Here is a 19,961-nt window from a genome sequence, read left to right as displayed (position 1 = left end):
CTAAGCAGAAACAAAACGACTTTTAGCCTCTCGCTCACGCACTTTTTTCATTACAGCCTGCTGAGAGGCTTTGTTCATACTGCCCCACTGACTAATTTCCTTGCCAGTACGGTAACAGCCAACACAAACATCTTCGTCATTCAAAAGACAGATATTTACACAAGGGGATTTTAACTGAGGTTTTGGCTTAGTCATTCTTAATCAACATACATAAAAAAGGCCTTAGTGAAAAAGATCACCAAGGCCTCTGATTCTAATATTCAGCGTTATGATACACACGCTGCACATCATCAAGATCATTCAAAAGATCCAAAAAGCGATCAAACTGCTCCACTTCTTCACCTTGAATTTCAATCGTATTTTGAGCAACAAACTGAATTTCATCTACTTCGAATTCAATATCACCAAACGCATCCGTAATGGCCGTTTTAGCTTTGCTGTAATCAGTATGCGGTGCAAATACTGTCACCTTACCGTCTTCCAACTCAATGTCGGTTACGTCAACATCCGCCATCATTAGTGCTTCTAATACCGCTTCTTCATCCGTACCGGCGAAAACAAAAATAGCGCTGTGGTCAAACATGTGACTCACGCTACCTTGGCTACCAATTTTGCATTTTACTTTGTTAAAGCAAGTGCGCACATCACCAAAAGTACGGTTTGGGTTATCAGACAAACAATCGACGATAACCATTGTATTACCAGGACCAAAACCTTCGTAGCGAGCAGTATCAAAATCTTCTCCACCACCGCCTTTCGCTTTATCAATTGCTTTATCGATAACGTGAGTTGGCACCTGATCTTTTTTAGCTCGATCAATCAGAGAACGTAGTGCCAAATTACCATTAGGATCAATACCACCGGATTTTGCGCAAACATAAATCTCACGGCCGTACTTACTGTAAACCTTGGCTTTTTGGTCAGACGTTTTTGCCATGGACTCTTTGCGGTTTTGAAAGGCTCTGCCCATTACATATTCCTATTCTATACAGTCTTAAAAGTAAGATTCTAACGTGTAGCCCAAAAAGAAGGAACTGCTAGCCAAACATAAATACAATAAAAAGCCAGCCTTAGTGCCGCAAAAGACCACAAGCATCAGAGCAAATACTGTTAATTCATGTGCTCTTTAATGATTAAAGCCTTGCCCGCTCATCATGACATCAAACTGCTGATCTTTTTGCAGCCAAAGGTCATTCACCCATTGCTGAAAATACGCCCGATATTCTGCATCATTTTGGTAGTCACCAAGCAATGCAGGTTCAATCGGCATCATTCTAATATGTACTTTTATCTTGGGGACATTCCCACAAAGGTAGTCAAAAAAACTTGGGATACCTTCGGGATAAACAATGGTTACATCAATTAACTGATGTAACTTGCCATTCATGGCATTCAGCGCAAAGGACAAACCTCCCGCTTTCGGTGTAAGAAGGTGCTTGTACTGGTTAGACTGTTGTCGGTGTTTTTCTTCTGTAAAACGCGTGCCTTCGAGAAAATTCATAATCGAAACGGGAAAATACTGAAACTTTTCACAGGCTTTTTTCGTCACCTCAATGTCTTTTCCTTTCAGTTCAGGTCGCTTCTTGAGCAGCTCAGGACTGTAACGTTTCATAAAGGGAAACTCTAATGCCCACCACGCCAAGCCGATAAAAGGCACCCAAATAAGCTCGCGCTTTAAAAAGAACTTGATGAAAGGAATGCGTCTATTAAACAGGCGCTGGAGAATAAGAATATCCACCCAAGATTGGTGGTTCGCGGTGATCATGTACCATTCGTTTTTCTCAAACGCATTCACACCAGTAACATCAATTGCGGAGCGCCCAAAGTAACGCTGATTAATGTTATTCACTCCGATCCAGAAAGTAGCAATTCGGTCTAGAATGACATTCAGCACAGCACGCACTCTCGGAAAAGGAAGCCCCCCTTTTAAAACAGCCAATATTATTACTGGCACAAAGCAAAACAGAGTGTTTAGTACAATCAAAACAAATGAAAGCACGCCTCTTAAAACAAAGAAATTAATCATGAACTAGCTCAAAAAACGAAAAATAGTGCACTATTTTAAAGGAAATCCTCATTATTTACACTCCAATCAAGTAGCCAGCTTTCCTAATAAAACAGTATAGTAAATAGACCGTTAGAATAACTTATCAACCAACACCTTAGATGAAGCGATTACACAGCAAAGCAATGATAACAGAGCAAACTGCTTCACTATTTTTAGTAGTGCACACTATAGGATTTCAAACCCAGCTATGACCATGACTAAAGGGTTAAAAATTCGCCATAAACTATTTGCCGTTTTTGTATTAAGTAACGTATTGCTAATAGTGTCTATGTGGCAAGTCTTTCAATGGAGCTTTGATAAAGGCTTCGTCTCCTATGCGACAGAACGTGATCGCGATTTCCTTGAACAAATGGCCAACAGAACAGCCAACCTATATATCTATTACGATGATTGGTACTTCCTGGTACAAGAAAGCCGCATGGAAAGTGAGTGGCAGCAAGCAAAACTTGAAAATCTTCGCGATCTTGTGCCGCCCCCAAGCACACCCAATCTAGATTTAATTTACCCATCACAATACTACCGCCAGCGTTTTTTACTGTTCGATAGCCAGAAGACCCCCATTATCGGCGAAGTTAAATTTGCGGACGCAGAAACGCATGCGGTAAAAGTAAACAAGAAAGTCGTCGGCTATGTGGGCCTTCGATCTATTCGTGAATTAGTTCAGGATCAAACAGTACGCTTTGTGAGACAGCAAGGTGAGGCATTTTTGCTAATTTCCGCTTTCATGCTCATCATTGCCGCACTATTAACTTGGCCTTTAGCTCAATGGCTAAGCCGCCCAATAACCTCCATGCAAAGAGCAACTAAAAAACTAGCGGCGGGTAAATTTGAGACACGCATCGCTGTAAATGGCTCTGATGAACTGGCAAGCCTAAGTTGTGATTTTAACAATTTAGCCTGTACATTAGAGCATACAAGAGAAGCACGTAAGCGCTGGGTAGCTGACACAGCCCATGAACTAAGAACACCAGTCGCTATTTTACGTGGCGAGATTGAAGCCATGCAGGACGGCATTATTAAGGTAACACCTGACAGTCTTGCATCACTACAGCAAGAAACATTGCACATTGCACGTCTGATTGATGACTTAAACCAATTATCAATGCATGATGTTGGAAGCCTAAGCTACAACATGGAAGACATTGCAATTAACGACATTATTGAACAAACCGTTCAATCTATGACGTTACCTTTCAATGAAGCTGGACTGGATTTGATATTTGAATATTCACAGAAAAAACCTATTGTTATGAATGGTGACGCTGATAGGTTGCATCAGTTGTTTTCTAACCTGATGAATAATTCACTAAAATACACAAACGCTCCAGGGACCTTGACGGTAAAACTAAAAAAGGCGAACAAGAAAGCGATCATTTTATTCGAGGATTCAGCGCCTGGAGTAAGTGATGAGGATAAAGAGAAAATTTTCGAGCAGTTTTTCCGCGTTGAAAACTCACGAAACAGAGCAACAGGAGGCAGAGGTCTAGGTCTCGCCATTTGCTCTAATATTGTAGATGGACATCAAGGCACTATCAGTGCATACCACTCTCCTGATGGTGGTTTAGGAATAAAAATAGAATTCCCTTTAAATTAATATGGAACGAATAACATTATGAGCAAAGTACTAATTATTGAAGACGAACCAAAATTAGCAGAATTAATGGGTGCTTACCTAGAGCAAGCAGGTTATGAGCACCATCACCTTGACCGCGGTGATGTTGCCGTAAACTACATTAAAAACAATGCTGTCGATATTATTTTGCTCGACTTGATGCTACCAGGGTTAGATGGCGTCGAGATTTGCAAACAAGTTCGTCAATTTAGCGGCGTGCCTATTATTATGGTGACAGCCAAAGCTGAAGAAATCGATCGCCTAATTGGTTTAGAAATGGGTGCTGACGATTACGTATGCAAACCATTCAGCCCTCGCGAAATCGTTGCTCGTGTGAAAGCGAACCTTCGTCGAGTTGAACTAGACCAAGCTGAATCACCAAGAACAGACGGTTTTGACCTAGACGTAGATCGCCTACGTGCCACTTACAAAGGTGAGCTGATTGACCTAACGACTGTTGAATTCCAGTTGCTTCAACTACTAATCAAAGAACCGGGTCGTGTCTTTGGCCGAGATCTGATAATGAAGAGCATTTACGCTGACAGCCGTGTCGTAAGTGACCGTACAATTGATAGCCATATCAAGAAACTGCGTAAGAAAATATCTGCCGTAGCGCCAGAGTTAAATGTTATTCATTCCGTTTATGGAGCTGGTTACCGTTTCGAAAACAACGACCAGTAATATCCTGCTAAGGAATAGGCGTTGGACAATTTTTTAGACGTATTGGTTTTTTCATTTTCCATTACATTGCCAATATTCTTAATATTGGCGCTAGGCGTATTGCTACACCGAATACGCCTTATCAATGACAACTTCGTTGATATTGCCTCTAAATTAGTGTTCAACGTCACCCTTCCCGCCCTACTCTTCATTAGTATATCTAAATCAAATATCAGCCAAGATACCGACTTATCACTGGTGATATTTGCCATGCTTGCTGTCACTATCACTTATATAGCTTTAGAGCTATTTATGTCGTTTTGGATAGCGGATAAAGCCGAGCGCGCAGTGCTGGTTCAAGGCGCTTTTCGTTCCAACATGGGGATTATCGGTTTAGCCTATTGCGTAAACGCTTATGGCAATGAAGTATTCTCAGTCGCGGCCGTTTACTTAGGTGGCGTCACCATATTATTTAATATTTTGTCTGTGATTGGATTAAGCCGAGCTTTGGGTAAAAACGCCAGCTTTACAGGCATAATAAAAGGCATCGCGAAAAACCCTTTAATTATCGCCATTGTGGCAGCCTTTGCTTGCTCATTATCAGGCTTCACACTTCCTTCTACACTTTATAAGACGGGCAGTTATTTTGCGCAAATGACACTGCCATTGGCCTTGCTTTGTGCGGGCGCGTCATTGAGTTTCAAGTCCTTAAAAAACGGCATGCTTGGCGCCATATTGGCATCAGTCGGTAAACTTGTGTTCATTCCATTTACACTGACTTTTAGTGGATATTTACTGGGTTATCGCGGTATGGAACTCGGTGTATTATTCTTAATGTCTTCTGCTCCAACCGCTTCTGCAAGTTATATTATGGTCAGAGCCATGAAGGGCAACGCCACTCTTGCTGCCAATATTATTGTGATAACAACGATTGCATCCTTGATTACTACAAGCATTGGCGTTACTTTGCTACGCAGTTTTAATCTTATCTAATTAAAGAAAGCCTTTCTTTCATCGAACACAGTTGCCTGTAAGTTATTAGGTCTTTCAGCATAATATAAGCGAGTGAGACACCCTTGATTTCACAATTTCGTAAACATCGCCTTTTTTTTCTTTCCCTTGGTTGTGTCATCCTGACTCTACTGTTCTTCGGTGTAAACACCATCGCCTATCAAGCGCTTATCATCAACAAACATTCGGAGGGCCAAGATCAGCTGCTCGATTACGTCATCGAATTACGTAATGAACTAAAAGGCTACCATATTCTGCCCTATGCCCTTGCAGACAACCCAACGCTATTAGACTTTATGGAGAACCCAAAAGACGAGGCGTTAACCCAGCAAATTCAACGACAGCTAGAAGACCTTACTCACGTATCAAAAACATTAGATTGGTTTATTCTTTCCTCACAAGGAGATTTGCTTGTCTCCAGTGAGCAATCCCCGCATTTTAAACTGGACGATTATTTCGACAAACAGAGCTTAAGCAATGTCCTGAAAGACCAACAAGGAGAATATATTCTGGTTTCTGGCTACAACGCTGAGCTATCTAAATCCGCACATATCGTCATGGCGCCGGTTTATACGCCTTCAGGATTAGCCGGAGCAGTTGTTGTCCGTATCAATGTGAACGATCTAATTGAGCGCTGGAACTTATCAGATGATCTGGTCGTGATGACAGATCAAAACAGCCTGATTTTTTTAGCCAGCAAAGTAGATAGATTGCTAATTAGTGACTGGCTAAGCAACTACAGCAATGTGCAGTTTTTAAATAATACTCGCTCTAAAATATACCATTTAAACAATGAAAGTTACTTACTGCAAAATGTCACTTTGGACGATCTAAAATGGCAAATTCACTATTTATCCAATTTGAAAACCATCCAAAAGAAAGCACAGAACATTGCATTTATAAGCTTAGGGATCTTCGCCTTAATCTTTCTATTTTGGCTTTATCGAAGAGAACGCGCGTTAAAAATCGCGTCCAAACTTGAAAATGAAATCCTCATTGCCGACAGCGCCCTGCGTCAGCGTGCGCTAATTGAAAACACACACGTAGGACTTTTACAGCTGACCAAAAGCGGGGAAATCTCCTTCGCAAACCCAATGGGCCTGAGCTATCTTGGAAAAAGCGCTCAACTCAACGAACGCTATCTTGAGGATTTTTTACCTAATTGCCCAGAAAACCATACTGCACTTACCTTTGTGCAATCGTTACAAGAAGCAGAATCAAAAGACACAGTGCTGACTAGCAACTTGTTAGGACAAGAAGCGATGTTACAAAAAGACGATGGACAACTTTTCCCTGCCCTATTATCTGTTTCACCACTTGAATGGAGCGATTCTCAAGGATACTTGGTGACACTAATAGACATTAGCAAAAGAAAAAAAGCCGAATTGAATTTATTGGAAGCCAACACACGCCTAGAAGAACGAGTTCTAGAACGAACAAAAGCCCTTGAAGTCGCACAGCAAGAATTATTAAGAACTGAAAAGCTCGCCGCCATAGGGCAAATGTCTACCGCCATTGCTCACGAACTGAATCAGCCCCTTACCGGCATCAGAACACTTGCTTACAGCACTGAACTACTATTAAAAAGACAAGAACCCGAACAAGCCTTAAAGACGTTAGTTGATCTAGAATCTCTTGTGGTGCGAATGCAAAAACTGACTAGCGAACTAAAAGTTCTCGCCTATCGGCGACCTGAGCAACTTATTCCCACATCAATAAAAATAGCGGTCAATTGCGCAATAGAAAGCCTTGGTGATGATGCCCATGACGTACAATGGGATATAGAATTGCAAGATTCAGACAAGGTTATTGCTGAACCGACTAGGTTAGAGCGTATTTTTGCCAACCTTATTAGCAATTCAGTCCAAGCCTGCAATGAATTAAAAATTCCCCCAAGGATTCAAATCGCATTACAAGAGGAAGATGGCTATATCAGCATCAATTACCAAGACAATGGACCAGGCATTGATAAAGCACAATTAGCGCATATCTTTGAACCCTTTTTCACGACCAAGCCAATCGGTAAAGGATTAGGACTTGGTCTTGCTATTAGTGCCAACCTTGCGAAAGACATGAACGGAGTACTTAAGGCAAGCCATAACTCTGCGGCGCAATTAGTCTTCAGATTAACCCTATTAAAGGCCTAACATGGAAAATAACAACACCAGCAATCACATCGAAATTTGGCTGCTTGATGATGACGATATCGTACGTTCAACAACGGCCCAATGGTTACGCTTATCCAGTTACACAGTGAGAGAATTCCAAGACGCTCAAGACCTCATTGACCATTTCAGCGTTGGTTTGCCTTGCATCATTGTTAGCGATATTCGAATGACCCCCATTGATGGGCTCACACTGATGAATAACTGTCTTTCACAGGAAGCTGAACTGCCTTTTATTCTCATCACAGGCCACGGTGATGTCGATACTGCCGTTAATGCTCTTCGTGATGGCGCCTTTGACTTCCTCGAAAAACCCTTTGATCCGAATCGATTATTACAAACCGTAGAAAAAGCCATTCAACTGAGAAAGGTACAACAGCAACACGCAAACCAATCTCAATATTTGGGTGAGTTACATGGCTTGGAAGAAACGATTATCGGACAAAACGAACAAATCATTCGAGTAAGACAGCAAATTCGCACCTTTGCCAGCATGGATACTCACGTCATTGTTTACGGGAAAACAGGTTGCGGAAAAGAACTAGTCGCCAAAGCGCTGCACGACTGCAGCCCAAGAAGTAAACACCCCTTTGTTGCTATAAACTGCGCTGCCATTCCTGCTGATCTTTTTGAAAGTGAGCTGTTTGGACATGAAGCTGGGGCATTCACCAGTGCCAATAAACAACGAATAGGCAAGCTGGAGCACGCCAGTGGCGGCACCCTCTTTCTAGATGAAATAGAAAGCATGCCTTTGCCAATGCAAATAAAACTATTGCGCGTATTACAAGAAAATCAGCTAGAACGTATCGGCAGTAACAACACTATACAAATAGACCTTAGAGTGGTTGCCGCTGCTAAAAACGACTTACAGACACTCGACAATTTCCGACAGGACTTATTCTTTCGACTCAACGTTTCTCAGATTCACTTACCAGATTTACGCAGTAGAGGAGCAGACATTCCCCTACTTTTCGAGCATTTCTGCCGTATTGCCGTAAAAGAACGGGGTGGTGATTTCAAACCATTAAGCCCAATAGATCACGAAACACTCACCGTATATGGCTGGCCCGGCAACGTTCGTGAACTCAGAAACGTCGCTCTACGCTATGCCTTAGAACCCAACACGAGCATAGCCAAGATACTTGCTGGTTATCAGGCGCAAGACGACATAGACACCATCACGCCATTACCTCTAAGTGTCAAAGTCCAAGAATTTGAACGCAGTTTGATAGAAGCCAGCATCCGACAACAAAAAGGTAATATTCAGCTGGTCTTGGAACAACTTCAACTTCCGCGCAGAACCCTAAATCAAAAAATGCAAAAATACGGCTTAAACCGAGTCGATTACCTAGATTAATCCGCTATTTAAGCAATTAGATCAAATAAAGATATCAACAAAGTGATTCTCATATAATTTATTTAATGAGAATCACTTGCATCAAACCTCTAAAAATACTTTAATGATAACCATTATCGATTCAGGGGCTACATACGATGCAACTAAACATGCAAGACATCTATGACAATAGCGGCAGCATTAGCGAACAGGCGATGCCATGGCTATCTGGTCACAAGCAACGAATTACCCTTCTGCCTAATTTGCACTTACTCAACCAGCATCTAAGCAGTACTGCAGATGTGTCTATTCACGAAGAAGCTCAACCAGGCCTCTATTTTTCTTTTTTGGGAACAGGCCCAATAAAAACCGTCGAAGATATTCAGTCTGTACAAATTAGTTATCAGGCAAGCGCCATTAGTGGCGACTTTATGATGAAAAAAGGCGAGTCATTTAGTCTTTTGCAGACGCATATTAGCCCTTCTCTTCTTGCGTCTGTTTTGGGCGAGACAGAAGATCAAGTGATTCAGCATTTTGTTGCTATGCGTAACCGGTTAGGCAACGAAAACGCTGTCATCCAACTTCCTGTCACTGGCAATACTCATCCAATATTAACCAATATTTTAAACCACAAAAGCCACTCAATTAGTCTAGCGGGGCATTTGTACTCACTTATTTTTACACTGATCGAGCAGCTGCAAATGCTTAGTCACCTCTCTCAATGTGAAGGTTGTCAAAGTAAGTTATTTAACGCGCAAAACCTGATTGAAGCACCAGAGTTAAACAAACTCGACATTCAACATCTTGCTCATACTGTAGGCTTAAATACAGAAGCATTAGCTATTGGTTTTAAACACCTTACAGGAAAATCAATAGAGAGCTATTTCACTCTCAATCGTATCGAATCAGCGGCCTCTAAACTTCGACAAAACCCTGCGGAAAAATCGCATATTCATATTGTCGCTCAGAGCGGTTTTTCTGAAGATCAATTTGAAGCGGCTTTCATTAAATATTTTGGTGTCTACAGCCACCAGTATGAGCAAATACACTAAGCATTAAGTTATAGGAAATACATAAGACATGGCTCAATCAACTATCGCCCTCATCTACGGCACAGACACCAACAACACAGAAGAAGTTGGTCACAAGATAGCGAAACAATGGGAAGAATTAGGCGAGCAAGTTGATATATTCAACATAAAAGACATAGAGCTTAGCCAACTAGAACAGTACTCAATGCTCATTTTAGGGATTCCAACATGGGACTTTGGTGGCATTCAATCAGATTGGGAAGACATTGGCGATAATCTAGCAGACTTAGCTCTTGCTGATACGGTTATAGCGCTTTATGGACTAGGTGATCAATTTGGTTATGGCGACTACTTTGTTGACGCAGTTGGTTGGCTTTACGAGAAACTGTTACCAACAAATGCCACATTTATTGGTCAATGGCCCACCGAAGGTTATGAATTTGAAGCATCGCGCGCTTGCGTTCATAACAAAGAATATTTTGTCGGTTTAGCAATCGATGAAGACCAGCAATTTGAACTCACTGATCAACGTATAGAACAGTGGGTCATCCAGCTTTACGCAGAAAGAGCAGTAGAAGCCGCTTAAGTTATCGTCTGACTGGCCATTGCAGTAAAAGCTAACGACTAATTTGGTACACCAAACATTCGCTGCCCCGAATGCCCAAATTTAGCTTACTGCAATGAGATAATTTGACGGCTTGCTCTAGCCTGTGTGAAGAACGTGACTACCTCTCCTTTCTCTCCTGCTTGGAGGTAGTCACGTATTTTTCTTTTCTTCTAGATACTATTCGTTATGATGTAAGAGAAAGCATTAAATTTCTTCTACACACAGTTGATATACATGAACCTACAACTTTCGGATATTGTTATCCTGCTACTTGTTTTTGCCGCCATTTATGCATGGTGGCGTAATGCCTTTATTAGAGAGCAAGCTTTAATATGCGCCAAAAAACACTGTGAATCTCTAAATCTACAGTTACTAGAAGACAGTGTTGCAGGGTCTGAATGGCGGCCGACTTGGCAACATGGCCAAATCAAAATAAAGCGCAGCTATAAATTCGAATTTAGCTCTAGTGGTATTGCCCGATACCAAGGAAAAATTAGCTACCTCGGCCCCCATAAAACAGAGATATGGCTAAGCCCACATGACTTTTGAGCACCAAAAGACAACACCATGCAATAAAATATCAACGACAGTCACATTTATTCACACAACAACGACAAGATAAATTCATATTTTTATTTCATTTAATTGCAAATGTGGTCATAGTAGAAATAGAATACATGTGTAAATAAGTGTAATGATTTGATAGACAAAGCGTAAACTTAGGCTATCGACCTAATACCCTCAACTAAAGTCTATCTGTTCCACATATAATAAAAACGCAGGATAAATTATGTTGGCAAACCTTAGTTTTCGTACAAAATTACTTTCCCTACTCATTGCTGCGGTTCTTGGATTCGTTATTGTCACTGCTGTTGCCTTGCAGGGTTTAAACGTCCAAGAAACATCCTCATCAAAATTTGAGCGACTAACAAGCGTTGATAAAAATCTGTCAACGCTCATCATCACCTTGATGGAAGAGTATGAAGCCCTTTCTACAATCAATGACAGCTCCTACGACAGTTATTTAGAACAACTAAACGCGAGCAACGAGTCTTTTATCGCGACGCTTCAAAAAGACCTAGCAAGTCTTCAAGATGAAGGCGCTAAAGAAAACCTTAAAAACATCATCACTTCCTTAGCTGACTACAACGATTCATTAATATTATTGGTTAAGCAAAGACATAAAGTGGGCTTTAATGGCTCATCTGGCCTAAAAGGTGAAATATCTCTTTTAGGTGAAAAAGTGACTGAAGACATTTCCTTCTTAAGTCTTGTTAAGCAAGAATTCTTACCCGTTCGCGAAGCAGAAAAGAACTTTATCTTTGAGCCCACACCAGAAAACAAAGCTTCGTTCATGGAACGCTACGACAAATTCTATAAACGCGTAGTGAACTTTGGCCTAGAAGAGCGTTTTGGTGAAGTTATTGGCCAATATTTTGCGGCGGTAGAAAACCTTAGTAAAGAAAACCAAATCTTAAAAGATCTACAAGCACAGTTCTCTACCAATAAAGCGGCGTTCGCGCAAACACGCTTAGCCACAACCGATTACATGCAGAAAGCCGTACAAGAAGCACGCCAACAAGCTTCTGTAAGTTCTCAGCAAGCCAGCATAGGCCTGATCATTGTTAGTGTAATTGTCGCTATTATCTCCGCTCTAATGATGATGGGTATCGGCAGCAGCGTTAACAAAACCCTAAACCAAATCATTAAAGATTTAGGTAAAGTGAAAAGCGGTGATCTGACGGCACGCTTACATGTAAACAGCAAACGTAACGATGAATTTGACTCTCTGTGTAGTTCTGTCAACGAAATGACAAATGGACTGGGTAGCGTTATTGGCGACGTAGTCAACACCACGCAAGGTGTCAACAACATGGTAGCCGAGCTTAATACATCGGTTGTAAACATTGCTCAGAGCAACCGTTCCGTTAGTGAACAGACAAACTCTCTAGCGGCAGCTACCGAAGAAATATCCACCACTATTTCAAGCATTTCCCATACAACAGAAGGCTTGAGCAGTCAGTCTCAGAATACTTATGAGTCTGCCAAAGTGGGTGCAGAAACGATAAAAGGCGCACTTGCAAATCTGTCTAGCACTATCAGTGTGGTGAACAAAACTAGCCAGCAGCTTAACGAGTTAGGCCAACTGTCTAAAGACATCGACAATGTCATTGGTATGATTAACGATCTAGCTAATCAGACCAACTTATTAGCCCTAAACGCAGCTATTGAAGCAGCGCGTGCCGGTGAAGCTGGTCGTGGTTTCTCTGTCGTGGCAGATGAAGTTCGCTCTCTTGCAGAAAAAACAGTTGATGCAACAGCGAAAATTACTGACATAGTAAGCACGATACAGTCGTCTACTCAAACGGCGATTGAAACAATGCAAAGTGGTCAAGATAGCCTGCACTCTATTGAAGAGTTCAGCGAGAAAGCCGAGCTTGCAATTCGAGACATTGAGCAAAATGCACAAACTAGCTCTGCATCTTCTATCGATATGGCAAGATCCATCCAAGAAGTCGCGAAAACCGCTGTTCACATGAGTGAAGAGATGGATAAGATTGCTCAGCAACTTCAACGCGATAACAGCTACATTAACAGCATTGAAGGTAATACCCGCGACATTCACAATCAGGTAAGCAGCCTAGATAAAAAAACGAGCGTTTTCACTACTCGTTAATACAAGACAAATAAGACACAAAAAAAACCGGCTTAAGCCGGTTTTTTTGTCTCATTTGCTATGAACCAGAAATAACTGATTATGCTAAGTCAGCAAACTCTTTTTCCCAACGCTTAGCTTCTTTCTTAGACGGTCCACCTAAAACATTCACCGCGGTTCGCATGCGTGCGCGTGAAATATCAGAACCTAGAATCGCCATTGAATCAAAGACAGAAACAGAAGCGGTTGTACCAGAAATAGCCACAAACAAAGGCGCAAAGAAGTCCTTAGGCTTAATACCCATAACTTGTGCTAGCGCTTTCATTTCATTAAAGATGTTATCTTTTTCCCACTGGTTCAATGCTTCTAGACGCCACAACGCGAACTGCATCGCTTTACGAAGCGTTTCTTCTTCCATTTTTATAGAAGAGAAATCTTCTTTCGTAATAGGCAACATACCTTTTAGGAAAAAGCCTGCCACATCCGCAACATCAGAAAAAGTTTCTACTCGTGGCATTACCAAAGGCAAAATCTTCATCAAGTATTCTGGGTTCAGTGCCCATTCAACATATTTCTGAGCAAACGCTTCTGGCGATAGATTCTCGCGAATCCACATACCGTTTAACCAGCTCAACTTCTCAACATCAAAAACAGGGCCACCCAAAGATACGCGCTGAATATCAAAATGCTCAATCATGTCATCAAGCGAGAATTTTTCACGCTCATCAGGCATAGACCAGCCCATACGACCAAGGTAATTGATAACGGCTTCAGACATATACCCCATACGTTGATAGTACAAGATACTCGTTGGATTCTTACGTTTTGATAATTTAGACTTATCAGGGTTACGCAGTAAAGGCATATGACACAATGTCGGCATATCCCAACCAAAGTATTGATACAACAATATGTGCTTAGGCGCTGAGTTAATCCATTCTTCACCACGAATAACATGGGTAATTTTCATCAAATGGTCATCTACAACGTTGGCCAAATGGTACGTTGGCATGCCATCAGCTTTAAGCAACACCTGCATATCCACTTGAGACCAATCGATTTCAATTGTGCCACGAAGCATATCTTGAACCACACAAACGCCTTCTTCAGGCACTTTCATGCGGATAACATAAGGAACACCTGCATCCAGTTTCGCCTGAATCTCTTCTTGGCTCAGCTTAAGCGCTCTACCGTCGTACTTTTGCGGCAGACCTTGCTCTTTCTGCTCGATACGCATTTGATCCAACTCTTCCGGTGTTTCAAACGCATAAAACGCATGGCCTTTCTCGATCAGTTCTTGTGCATACTGAGCGTAAATATCACCTCTTTCACTTTGACGATAAGGGCCGTATTCTCCCCCAACATCTGGACCTTCCGCCCAATCAAGACCCAACCAGCGAAGCGCATCCAAAATCATTTTTTCAGATTCTGGCGTGCTGCGAGTTTGATCCGTATCTTCGATACGTAAAATAAACTTACCGCCCATTTTTCGAGCAAACGCCATGTTAAATAGCGCGATATAAGCAGTTCCTACATGCGGGTCACCTGTTGGTGAAGGTGCAATACGTGTTCTTACCTCTGACATAACAATCTCATTTATCTGTTGCCTGAAAATATCACTATTATAAGCCTCTCACAGCCTGTGAGTAAGAGGGCTGAACTATCTTTTCCGTTTAGATGTTTGATATTCATGAAACTTTACTTGTGCAGCCACTAAGCGCCGAAGAAACAAGTAGATAAAATAGCCAATAGCCTGCGCTGATTACTTATTTGTGCTGATAACGGAGCTGAGAAAGGCGAACGCCAATATCTACATCGGTTTTTAATGCCACCAAGGATCGTGACAAGAGACATTGTTCATATCCTCCCGCCAACATTTTCTGAGTCCGTTCCGAAAAAGACGCCAAATTGGCATAAATATCTTCAATTGTTGGAAACTCTCGAATAATGCCCAGTGCGGTTTTAGGACCAATCCCCTTCACCCCTGGAATACGGTTTGTTGTATCACCAACCAAGGCCCAATAATCAGTTAACTGATGAGGTTCCACACCGTACTTTCCAGGCACCCAGATTTTGTCATACCCCAGCTTAGCGAAATAATCGTACTGTAGGATGCGATCGTCCCCCAGCAATTGAGTGAAGCCTTTGTCCGTGGAAACAATATAAGATTTGACATTATTCTGCGCTGCTTTGACCGCCAAAGTGGCGATAAGATCGTCCGCTTCCCAGCCATCTATTCTCAAACACGGCAGATGATTAAATCGAAAGACACGGGCAAAATCCGCTAACGATTCCAGCAATGCATCGTCCATGGGAACTCGGCCAAGCTTATACTCTGGATAGACTTTGTGACGCCACGTTTTACCGTTGGAATCAAACACAACCACAGCATATGATGGTTCAAACTGATGAGTTAACTTCGCCAAAGCTTCTATTGCAATGCTTTGTGTACGTTCCACTCGACGCTCTAAATCTTGCTCGGATTCTAATGCAGCATAAAGTCGACGAATTAAATTTAAACCGTCAATAATGAGTAATTTTTTATCCACACCAAACCCTTATTTTTACTTCTTTGCTTTACAGACAAAACTTTTTATTAGGGTAACATGAGTAAACATGCACCACGATAACTAGTATGATGATATTCCAATAACACAAAAGGACTCTGTTATGAAAAAGCAACCAGCCTACTTGTATGTAAGCGTTCTTTTAGGCACGTTAACTCAACCTATTTTTGCCACGCCAATCGACGCGGTCATTGGTTTAAGCAACAGTCAAATAGTCGAAAACAACCCAACCATAAGCCTGTCTCCAATCTCAGGCACTTTGCTACCACTGCAAGATAACTTCGCCCCCATTACCCATTTACAGAATGATTCATCAACCAATTGGATTAATGAAGTGGGACAAGAAGTCAGAGTAGAGCATAAACAAAGAGACCTAAGCTACACAGGCACTCTCACTCAAATACAACAAAATAACCGTACCATGTGGCTGTCCATAAATGGCCGCCTAACACAATTACCGCTGGATGATTTCTACCTAATTCCGCTGACAAAATCGGAACCCCAAAAAAACGCAACAGCACTTACCTTCCCTGTCAGCTATCAAACCAACCAGCTTTCTTGGTCACCACAGCTCAGCCTAATATTTGAAAATGGTCAGGTGACTCTTTCGCAACAAGCTTTATTGAGCAATCACTCCAACACGCAAATTGATATTCGAAAGAGCTTATTACACTACTCAAATAACATTAGCCCGCAGCGCTTTAAAATAGAACGCAGTTCTCTTGCCATGGGTGACATGAAGCAAGAGGTAAACTATCAAGACAACGAAATAAGTTATCCTTTAAAAGAAAACGCTCTTTCTATTTCCCCCTATTCCAATACCTTAATACCGTTACCGAGCAGCAACAGCGAAATAGACAAACAAGTTCAACAAGCCAGTTTATATACCTATGGAAACAGTTCAGGAAAAATCGATCTAACCTTTAATAACACCGTCCATTTTTCATTGCCTAAAGATGGCTTCCCTGGGGTATATAAAACCTTCTGGAAAAAAGAAGGTTTACTGATTCCGGGCAACGAAATCACATTAAATACCGTTCGCGCCAACAACCCTCTTACCGTGACGACAAACAAAAGCCAAGATGTAACCGGTTACCTTACCCTTGTTAGCTCTACATCCGAAAAACTTCCCACGACACAGGTCTGGACTGCCACAATAGAAAACCATTCCGATAAAGCACAGCACTATTCAGTGGAACACAGTACAAACAGTCTTGTAGAGTTATTAGCGGGCGACGCGGCAACACAGACAAATGCCAAAGGCATAAACCTTAGCGGCAATATAGAAGCGAATTCAACGAAGACAGTAACCTATAAAATAGAGCTGAAAAACTAATCACTACAAAATAAAGAGAAATGGGGGCCAACCCCTCATCTCTCTTGCATTAATTTTTCACAATCCGATCCTATTTAAAATATTTCGTTATGATATGGTCAATAGTCATAATAGATATAGCAACTTAGGTACTGCCACAAGTTAAAAACTTAAGGTAGTATTATAACTATATTTCATAATACGAGCCCACAGAGATCTATGAAAAAGCATATTATATCATCACTCATTGCCGCAGCAGTGCTATCCAGTGCGACTGCAAACGCTGAAAGCATTTATCAAGTATACAAATTAGCTCAGCAACATGACCCAAGTCTTAGAGCGGCAGCTGCCACTTATCAAGCGCAAAAAGAAGGCGTAACAGTTTCCAAAGGGAACCTATACCCAAGCATCTCTTTTAACGGCAACCTTGGTTACGATAAAACAGACACTTCTTCCGCTGATTTTGACAGCACCTCAAACTCCTTGGCGTTGCAGTTAAGTTACCCAATTTACTCACCTGCTCTTAGTTATGCTGTTGACTCAGTTGAATTAAGCTCGAAAAGTGCTGGTATTAGTTATGAAAATGCCTCTGAAGATCTTGCTCTTCAAACGCTAACCGAATACTTCAACCTGTTAATTGCACAGTCCACCTTGCAAACAACAGAAGCTTTAGTAAAAAGTACAGCAAGTCAGCTAGATCGCGCTAAAAAGCAATATGAAGTAGGTTTGGCGTCTATTACTGACCTGCAAGACGCACAAGCGGAATATGACTCTGTTCGAGTAACGGAACTAAGCGCCCGCTCTAGTGTGTCTTATGCTCAAAAAGCCTTGCTCCAAAGAACAGGCCAAGAAATCAAAAACATTCCTCAACTGTCAAAAGACTACCCTATTCGCTTAGACCCAAATATGACAGTGGATTCTTTGATTGCTAAAGCGAAAATGGATAACAAAGATTTGAAAATTCTAAGCCTTTCATTGGAAAGTGCAGAGAACAATATCAATATCCAAAAAGCCAATGGTCGTACACCAACTGTCGCCATCACAGGCTCGCTATCAAGAACAGACACGGATTATAGCAACAGCGCCCCTGCTTCCATGCAAGACGGCGTCACAAACAATGCTTCCGTCGCTCTAGGCGTTAGCATTCCGCTTTACAGCGGCGGTGCAATCAACGCATCCATTCGACAAGCAACATCACAAGCCGAGTCTGTTGCTGAACAAAGAGCAAGCTCTATTCAGTCCATTGAGCTGAATATCCGTAGCCTATATCTTGATTTGCAAACAGCCGTTGCTCAAATCGAAGCACAGCAGCAGCTAATCCGCTCTAGAACCAGTGCCTTAGAAGCAACAAGAGCTGGCTATGATGTGGGTACTCGTAACCTTGTTGAACTATTAGATGCACAATCTAATCTGTTTAATGCGCAAAATACTTACGAACAATACCGCTACAACTTTGTGTTGAAAAAGCTAAATCTTCTTGAAGCCACTGGCGACCTAACAGAAGACAAGATCAAAGAGCTAGACAAATGGCTGGTTGCTAAAAACTAACCGACTCAGTCTTAGCGAAAGAAAAAAGCCGTAAAACACTGTTTTACGGCTTTTTTATTGGCTTCAACACCCTGTCAGTATTATCGAGTTATCAACTTTTCTCGTTTTGTGAATCGAGCTAATACTTTATACAAACCATAAGCATCTTTGCTGCCTGCCAACTCACGAATTGAATGCATACCAAATGTTGGTAAGCCGATATCAATGGTAGGAACACCTATCTCGCCAGAAGTAATTGGCCCAATTGTGCTACCGCACGCCATATCACTACGAACGACAAAGCACTGTACATCGTAATTTTCTTGCGCAGCGATATCACGGTAAATGCTTGCTGTTTCACTGTTTGTCGCATAGCGCTGGTTCGCATTTACCTTAATAACCGCCCCTTTATTGATAGCAGGCGCGTGATTTTTATCGTGCTTGTGCGCATAGTTCGGATGCAATGCATGAGCATTGTCTGCAGACACCAACATAGAACGCTGAATGGATTGAACATATTGCTCTGGATCGGGTGTTAAACGGTGCAATACATCCTCTAAAAATGGCCCATTTGCGCCACACGCAGACAAACTACCAATCTCTTCGTGATCGGTGCAAATAAGCAAGCTTGGACGCTGTGAGTCACTATCTAATAGAGCCTGCAACCCAACGAAACAGCTCAACAAATTATCCAAACGAGCGGAGCAGATATACTCTTTATGCAAACCAACCAAAGCGGCTGGCTGAGTATCATAAAGGCTCAACTCGAAGTCTAAAATAGTAGCAACAGACAACTCTGGGTATTGCTTTTTCAGTTGCGCTTTTAACAATGAATGCAAATCGAATTCGTTTTCTGCGCCACAAAGAATAGGCAAAATTTCTTCTTGTGGATTCACAGAGAAGCCTTCGTTTGCCTGACGATTCAAGTGGATCGCTAGGTTTGGTACGACCGCGACCGGGTCTTTAAAGTCCACTAAGCGGCTGACAATTTTACCTTCTTGGTTTTTTAAAGTGATACGACCTGCAATCGATAAATCTCGATCCAACCAAGTGTGAAGTAAAACCCCGCCATAAACCTCGACACCCAACTGGTGATAACCAAAACGATCGACTTGCGCATTCGGCTTCAACTTTAAGCAAGGACTATCGGTATGGGCACCAATCATTCGCCAACCAGTTTGATGCATAGTCAGCTGAGGCGTCGTAAAAGCAATTAAGGATGATTCATTACGCGTGACAAAATATTTCCCACCTTCCTCAATCACCCAGTTATCTTCTTCTAATAACTCGACAAAACCTTCCGCAAGCAAGGCGTTACGCATGCTGTCTGTGGCATGAAACGGCGTTGGGGAAGAGTGAAGAAATGACAGTAAAGAATCATTAAAGTTTGAAAATTCCATAATATC

At 41.8% G+C, this 19,961-nt stretch carries 17 protein-coding genes; 11 read left to right on the top strand and 6 right to left on the bottom strand.

Features of this window, described 5'->3' with window-relative positions; all coding sequences use genetic code 11:
• From C1X04_RS06470 to C1X04_RS06460, 3 genes are all read right to left on the bottom strand, one after another.
• Complete coding sequence (locus C1X04_RS06470; RefSeq protein ID WP_110571709.1) at window positions 1–195, bottom strand: DUF1289 domain-containing protein; 195 nt, start codon at window positions 193–195, stop codon at window positions 1–3.
• A 58-nt stretch (window positions 196–253) separates the two neighbouring features.
• Window positions 254–970, bottom strand: a complete 717-nt coding sequence (locus tag C1X04_RS06465; RefSeq protein WP_110571708.1) for a YebC/PmpR family DNA-binding transcriptional regulator — start codon at window positions 968–970, stop codon at window positions 254–256.
• A 156-nt stretch (window positions 971–1,126) separates the two neighbouring features.
• Window positions 1,127–2,026 (bottom strand): acyltransferase, encoded by a 900-nt coding sequence (locus tag C1X04_RS06460; protein ID WP_137169477.1) that lies wholly within the window; start codon window positions 2,024–2,026, stop codon window positions 1,127–1,129.
• A 229-nt stretch (window positions 2,027–2,255) separates the two neighbouring features.
• On the opposite strand from C1X04_RS06460, the gene C1X04_RS06455 reads away from it, so the two are divergent.
• The 9 genes from C1X04_RS06455 to C1X04_RS06415 all read left to right on the top strand — a co-directional run bounded on the left by C1X04_RS06455 (window position 2,256) and on the right by C1X04_RS06415 (window position 13,167).
• Window positions 2,256–3,662: an ATP-binding protein gene (locus C1X04_RS06455; protein ID WP_110571705.1), complete on the top strand. Its 1,407-nt coding sequence runs from the start codon at window positions 2,256–2,258 to the stop codon at window positions 3,660–3,662.
• Between the two features lie 18 nt (window positions 3,663–3,680).
• Window positions 3,681–4,361, top strand: coding sequence for a response regulator (locus tag C1X04_RS06450; protein ID WP_110571704.1), 681 nt, complete (start codon window positions 3,681–3,683; stop codon window positions 4,359–4,361).
• 21 nt (window positions 4,362–4,382) lie between these two features.
• A complete protein-coding gene (locus C1X04_RS06445; protein WP_137169476.1) occupies window positions 4,383–5,333 on the top strand; it encodes an AEC family transporter in 951 nt (316 codons plus the stop codon).
• Between the two features lie 83 nt (window positions 5,334–5,416).
• The gene (locus C1X04_RS06440; protein ID WP_137169475.1) at window positions 5,417–7,498 is read left to right on the top strand and encodes an ATP-binding protein; all 2,082 of its coding nucleotides are present in this window, start codon (window positions 5,417–5,419) and stop codon (window positions 7,496–7,498) included.
• 1 nt (window position 7,499) lies between these two features.
• The gene (locus C1X04_RS06435; RefSeq protein WP_137169474.1) at window positions 7,500–8,873 is read left to right on the top strand and encodes a sigma-54 dependent transcriptional regulator; all 1,374 of its coding nucleotides are present in this window, start codon (window positions 7,500–7,502) and stop codon (window positions 8,871–8,873) included.
• 137 nt (window positions 8,874–9,010) lie between these two features.
• Window positions 9,011–9,904, top strand: coding sequence for an AraC family transcriptional regulator (locus C1X04_RS06430; protein ID WP_137169473.1), 894 nt, complete (start codon window positions 9,011–9,013; stop codon window positions 9,902–9,904).
• 28 nt (window positions 9,905–9,932) lie between these two features.
• Window positions 9,933–10,469: a flavodoxin gene (locus tag C1X04_RS06425; RefSeq protein WP_110571699.1), complete on the top strand. Its 537-nt coding sequence runs from the start codon at window positions 9,933–9,935 to the stop codon at window positions 10,467–10,469.
• A 255-nt stretch (window positions 10,470–10,724) separates the two neighbouring features.
• Complete coding sequence (locus C1X04_RS06420) at window positions 10,725–11,039, top strand: DUF3301 domain-containing protein (RefSeq protein WP_110571698.1); 315 nt, start codon at window positions 10,725–10,727, stop codon at window positions 11,037–11,039.
• A 241-nt stretch (window positions 11,040–11,280) separates the two neighbouring features.
• The gene (locus tag C1X04_RS06415) at window positions 11,281–13,167 is read left to right on the top strand and encodes a methyl-accepting chemotaxis protein (protein ID WP_110571697.1); all 1,887 of its coding nucleotides are present in this window, start codon (window positions 11,281–11,283) and stop codon (window positions 13,165–13,167) included.
• 79 nt (window positions 13,168–13,246) lie between these two features.
• On the opposite strand, the gene gltX is transcribed toward C1X04_RS06415, so the two are convergent.
• A complete protein-coding gene (gltX, locus tag C1X04_RS06410; RefSeq protein WP_137169472.1) occupies window positions 13,247–14,731 on the bottom strand; it encodes a glutamate--tRNA ligase in 1,485 nt (494 codons plus the stop codon).
• Between the two features lie 181 nt (window positions 14,732–14,912).
• Window positions 14,913–15,695 carry a flap endonuclease Xni gene (gene xni, locus C1X04_RS06405; RefSeq protein WP_110571695.1) on the bottom strand — a complete coding sequence of 261 codons (783 nt, stop codon included), beginning with the start codon at window positions 15,693–15,695 and terminating at the stop codon, window positions 14,913–14,915.
• 121 nt (window positions 15,696–15,816) lie between these two features.
• Here xni and C1X04_RS06400 point away from each other — a divergent pair, with 121 nt between their 5' ends.
• Together C1X04_RS06400 and C1X04_RS06395 are read left to right on the top strand one after the other, a co-directional pair.
• The gene (locus C1X04_RS06400; protein ID WP_110571694.1) at window positions 15,817–17,049 is read left to right on the top strand and encodes a hypothetical protein; all 1,233 of its coding nucleotides are present in this window, start codon (window positions 15,817–15,819) and stop codon (window positions 17,047–17,049) included.
• Window positions 17,050–17,247: 198 nt separating this feature from the next.
• Window positions 17,248–18,576 carry a TolC family outer membrane protein gene (locus C1X04_RS06395; protein WP_110571693.1) on the top strand — a complete coding sequence of 443 codons (1,329 nt, stop codon included), beginning with the start codon at window positions 17,248–17,250 and terminating at the stop codon, window positions 18,574–18,576.
• Between the two features lie 80 nt (window positions 18,577–18,656).
• Here C1X04_RS06395 and C1X04_RS06390 read toward each other — a convergent pair whose 3' ends face one another.
• Complete coding sequence (locus tag C1X04_RS06390) at window positions 18,657–19,955, bottom strand: M18 family aminopeptidase (RefSeq protein ID WP_137169471.1); 1,299 nt, start codon at window positions 19,953–19,955, stop codon at window positions 18,657–18,659.
• Window positions 19,956–19,961: the final 6 nt, after the last annotated feature.

The sequence above is a fragment of the Marinomonas sp. FW-1 genome (assembly GCF_005222245.1).
Lineage (GTDB): Bacteria > Pseudomonadota > Gammaproteobacteria > Pseudomonadales > Marinomonadaceae > Marinomonas > Marinomonas alcarazii.
Note: the sequence above shows the minus strand (reverse complement) of the source record. Positions and strands in the feature narration are given on the sequence as shown.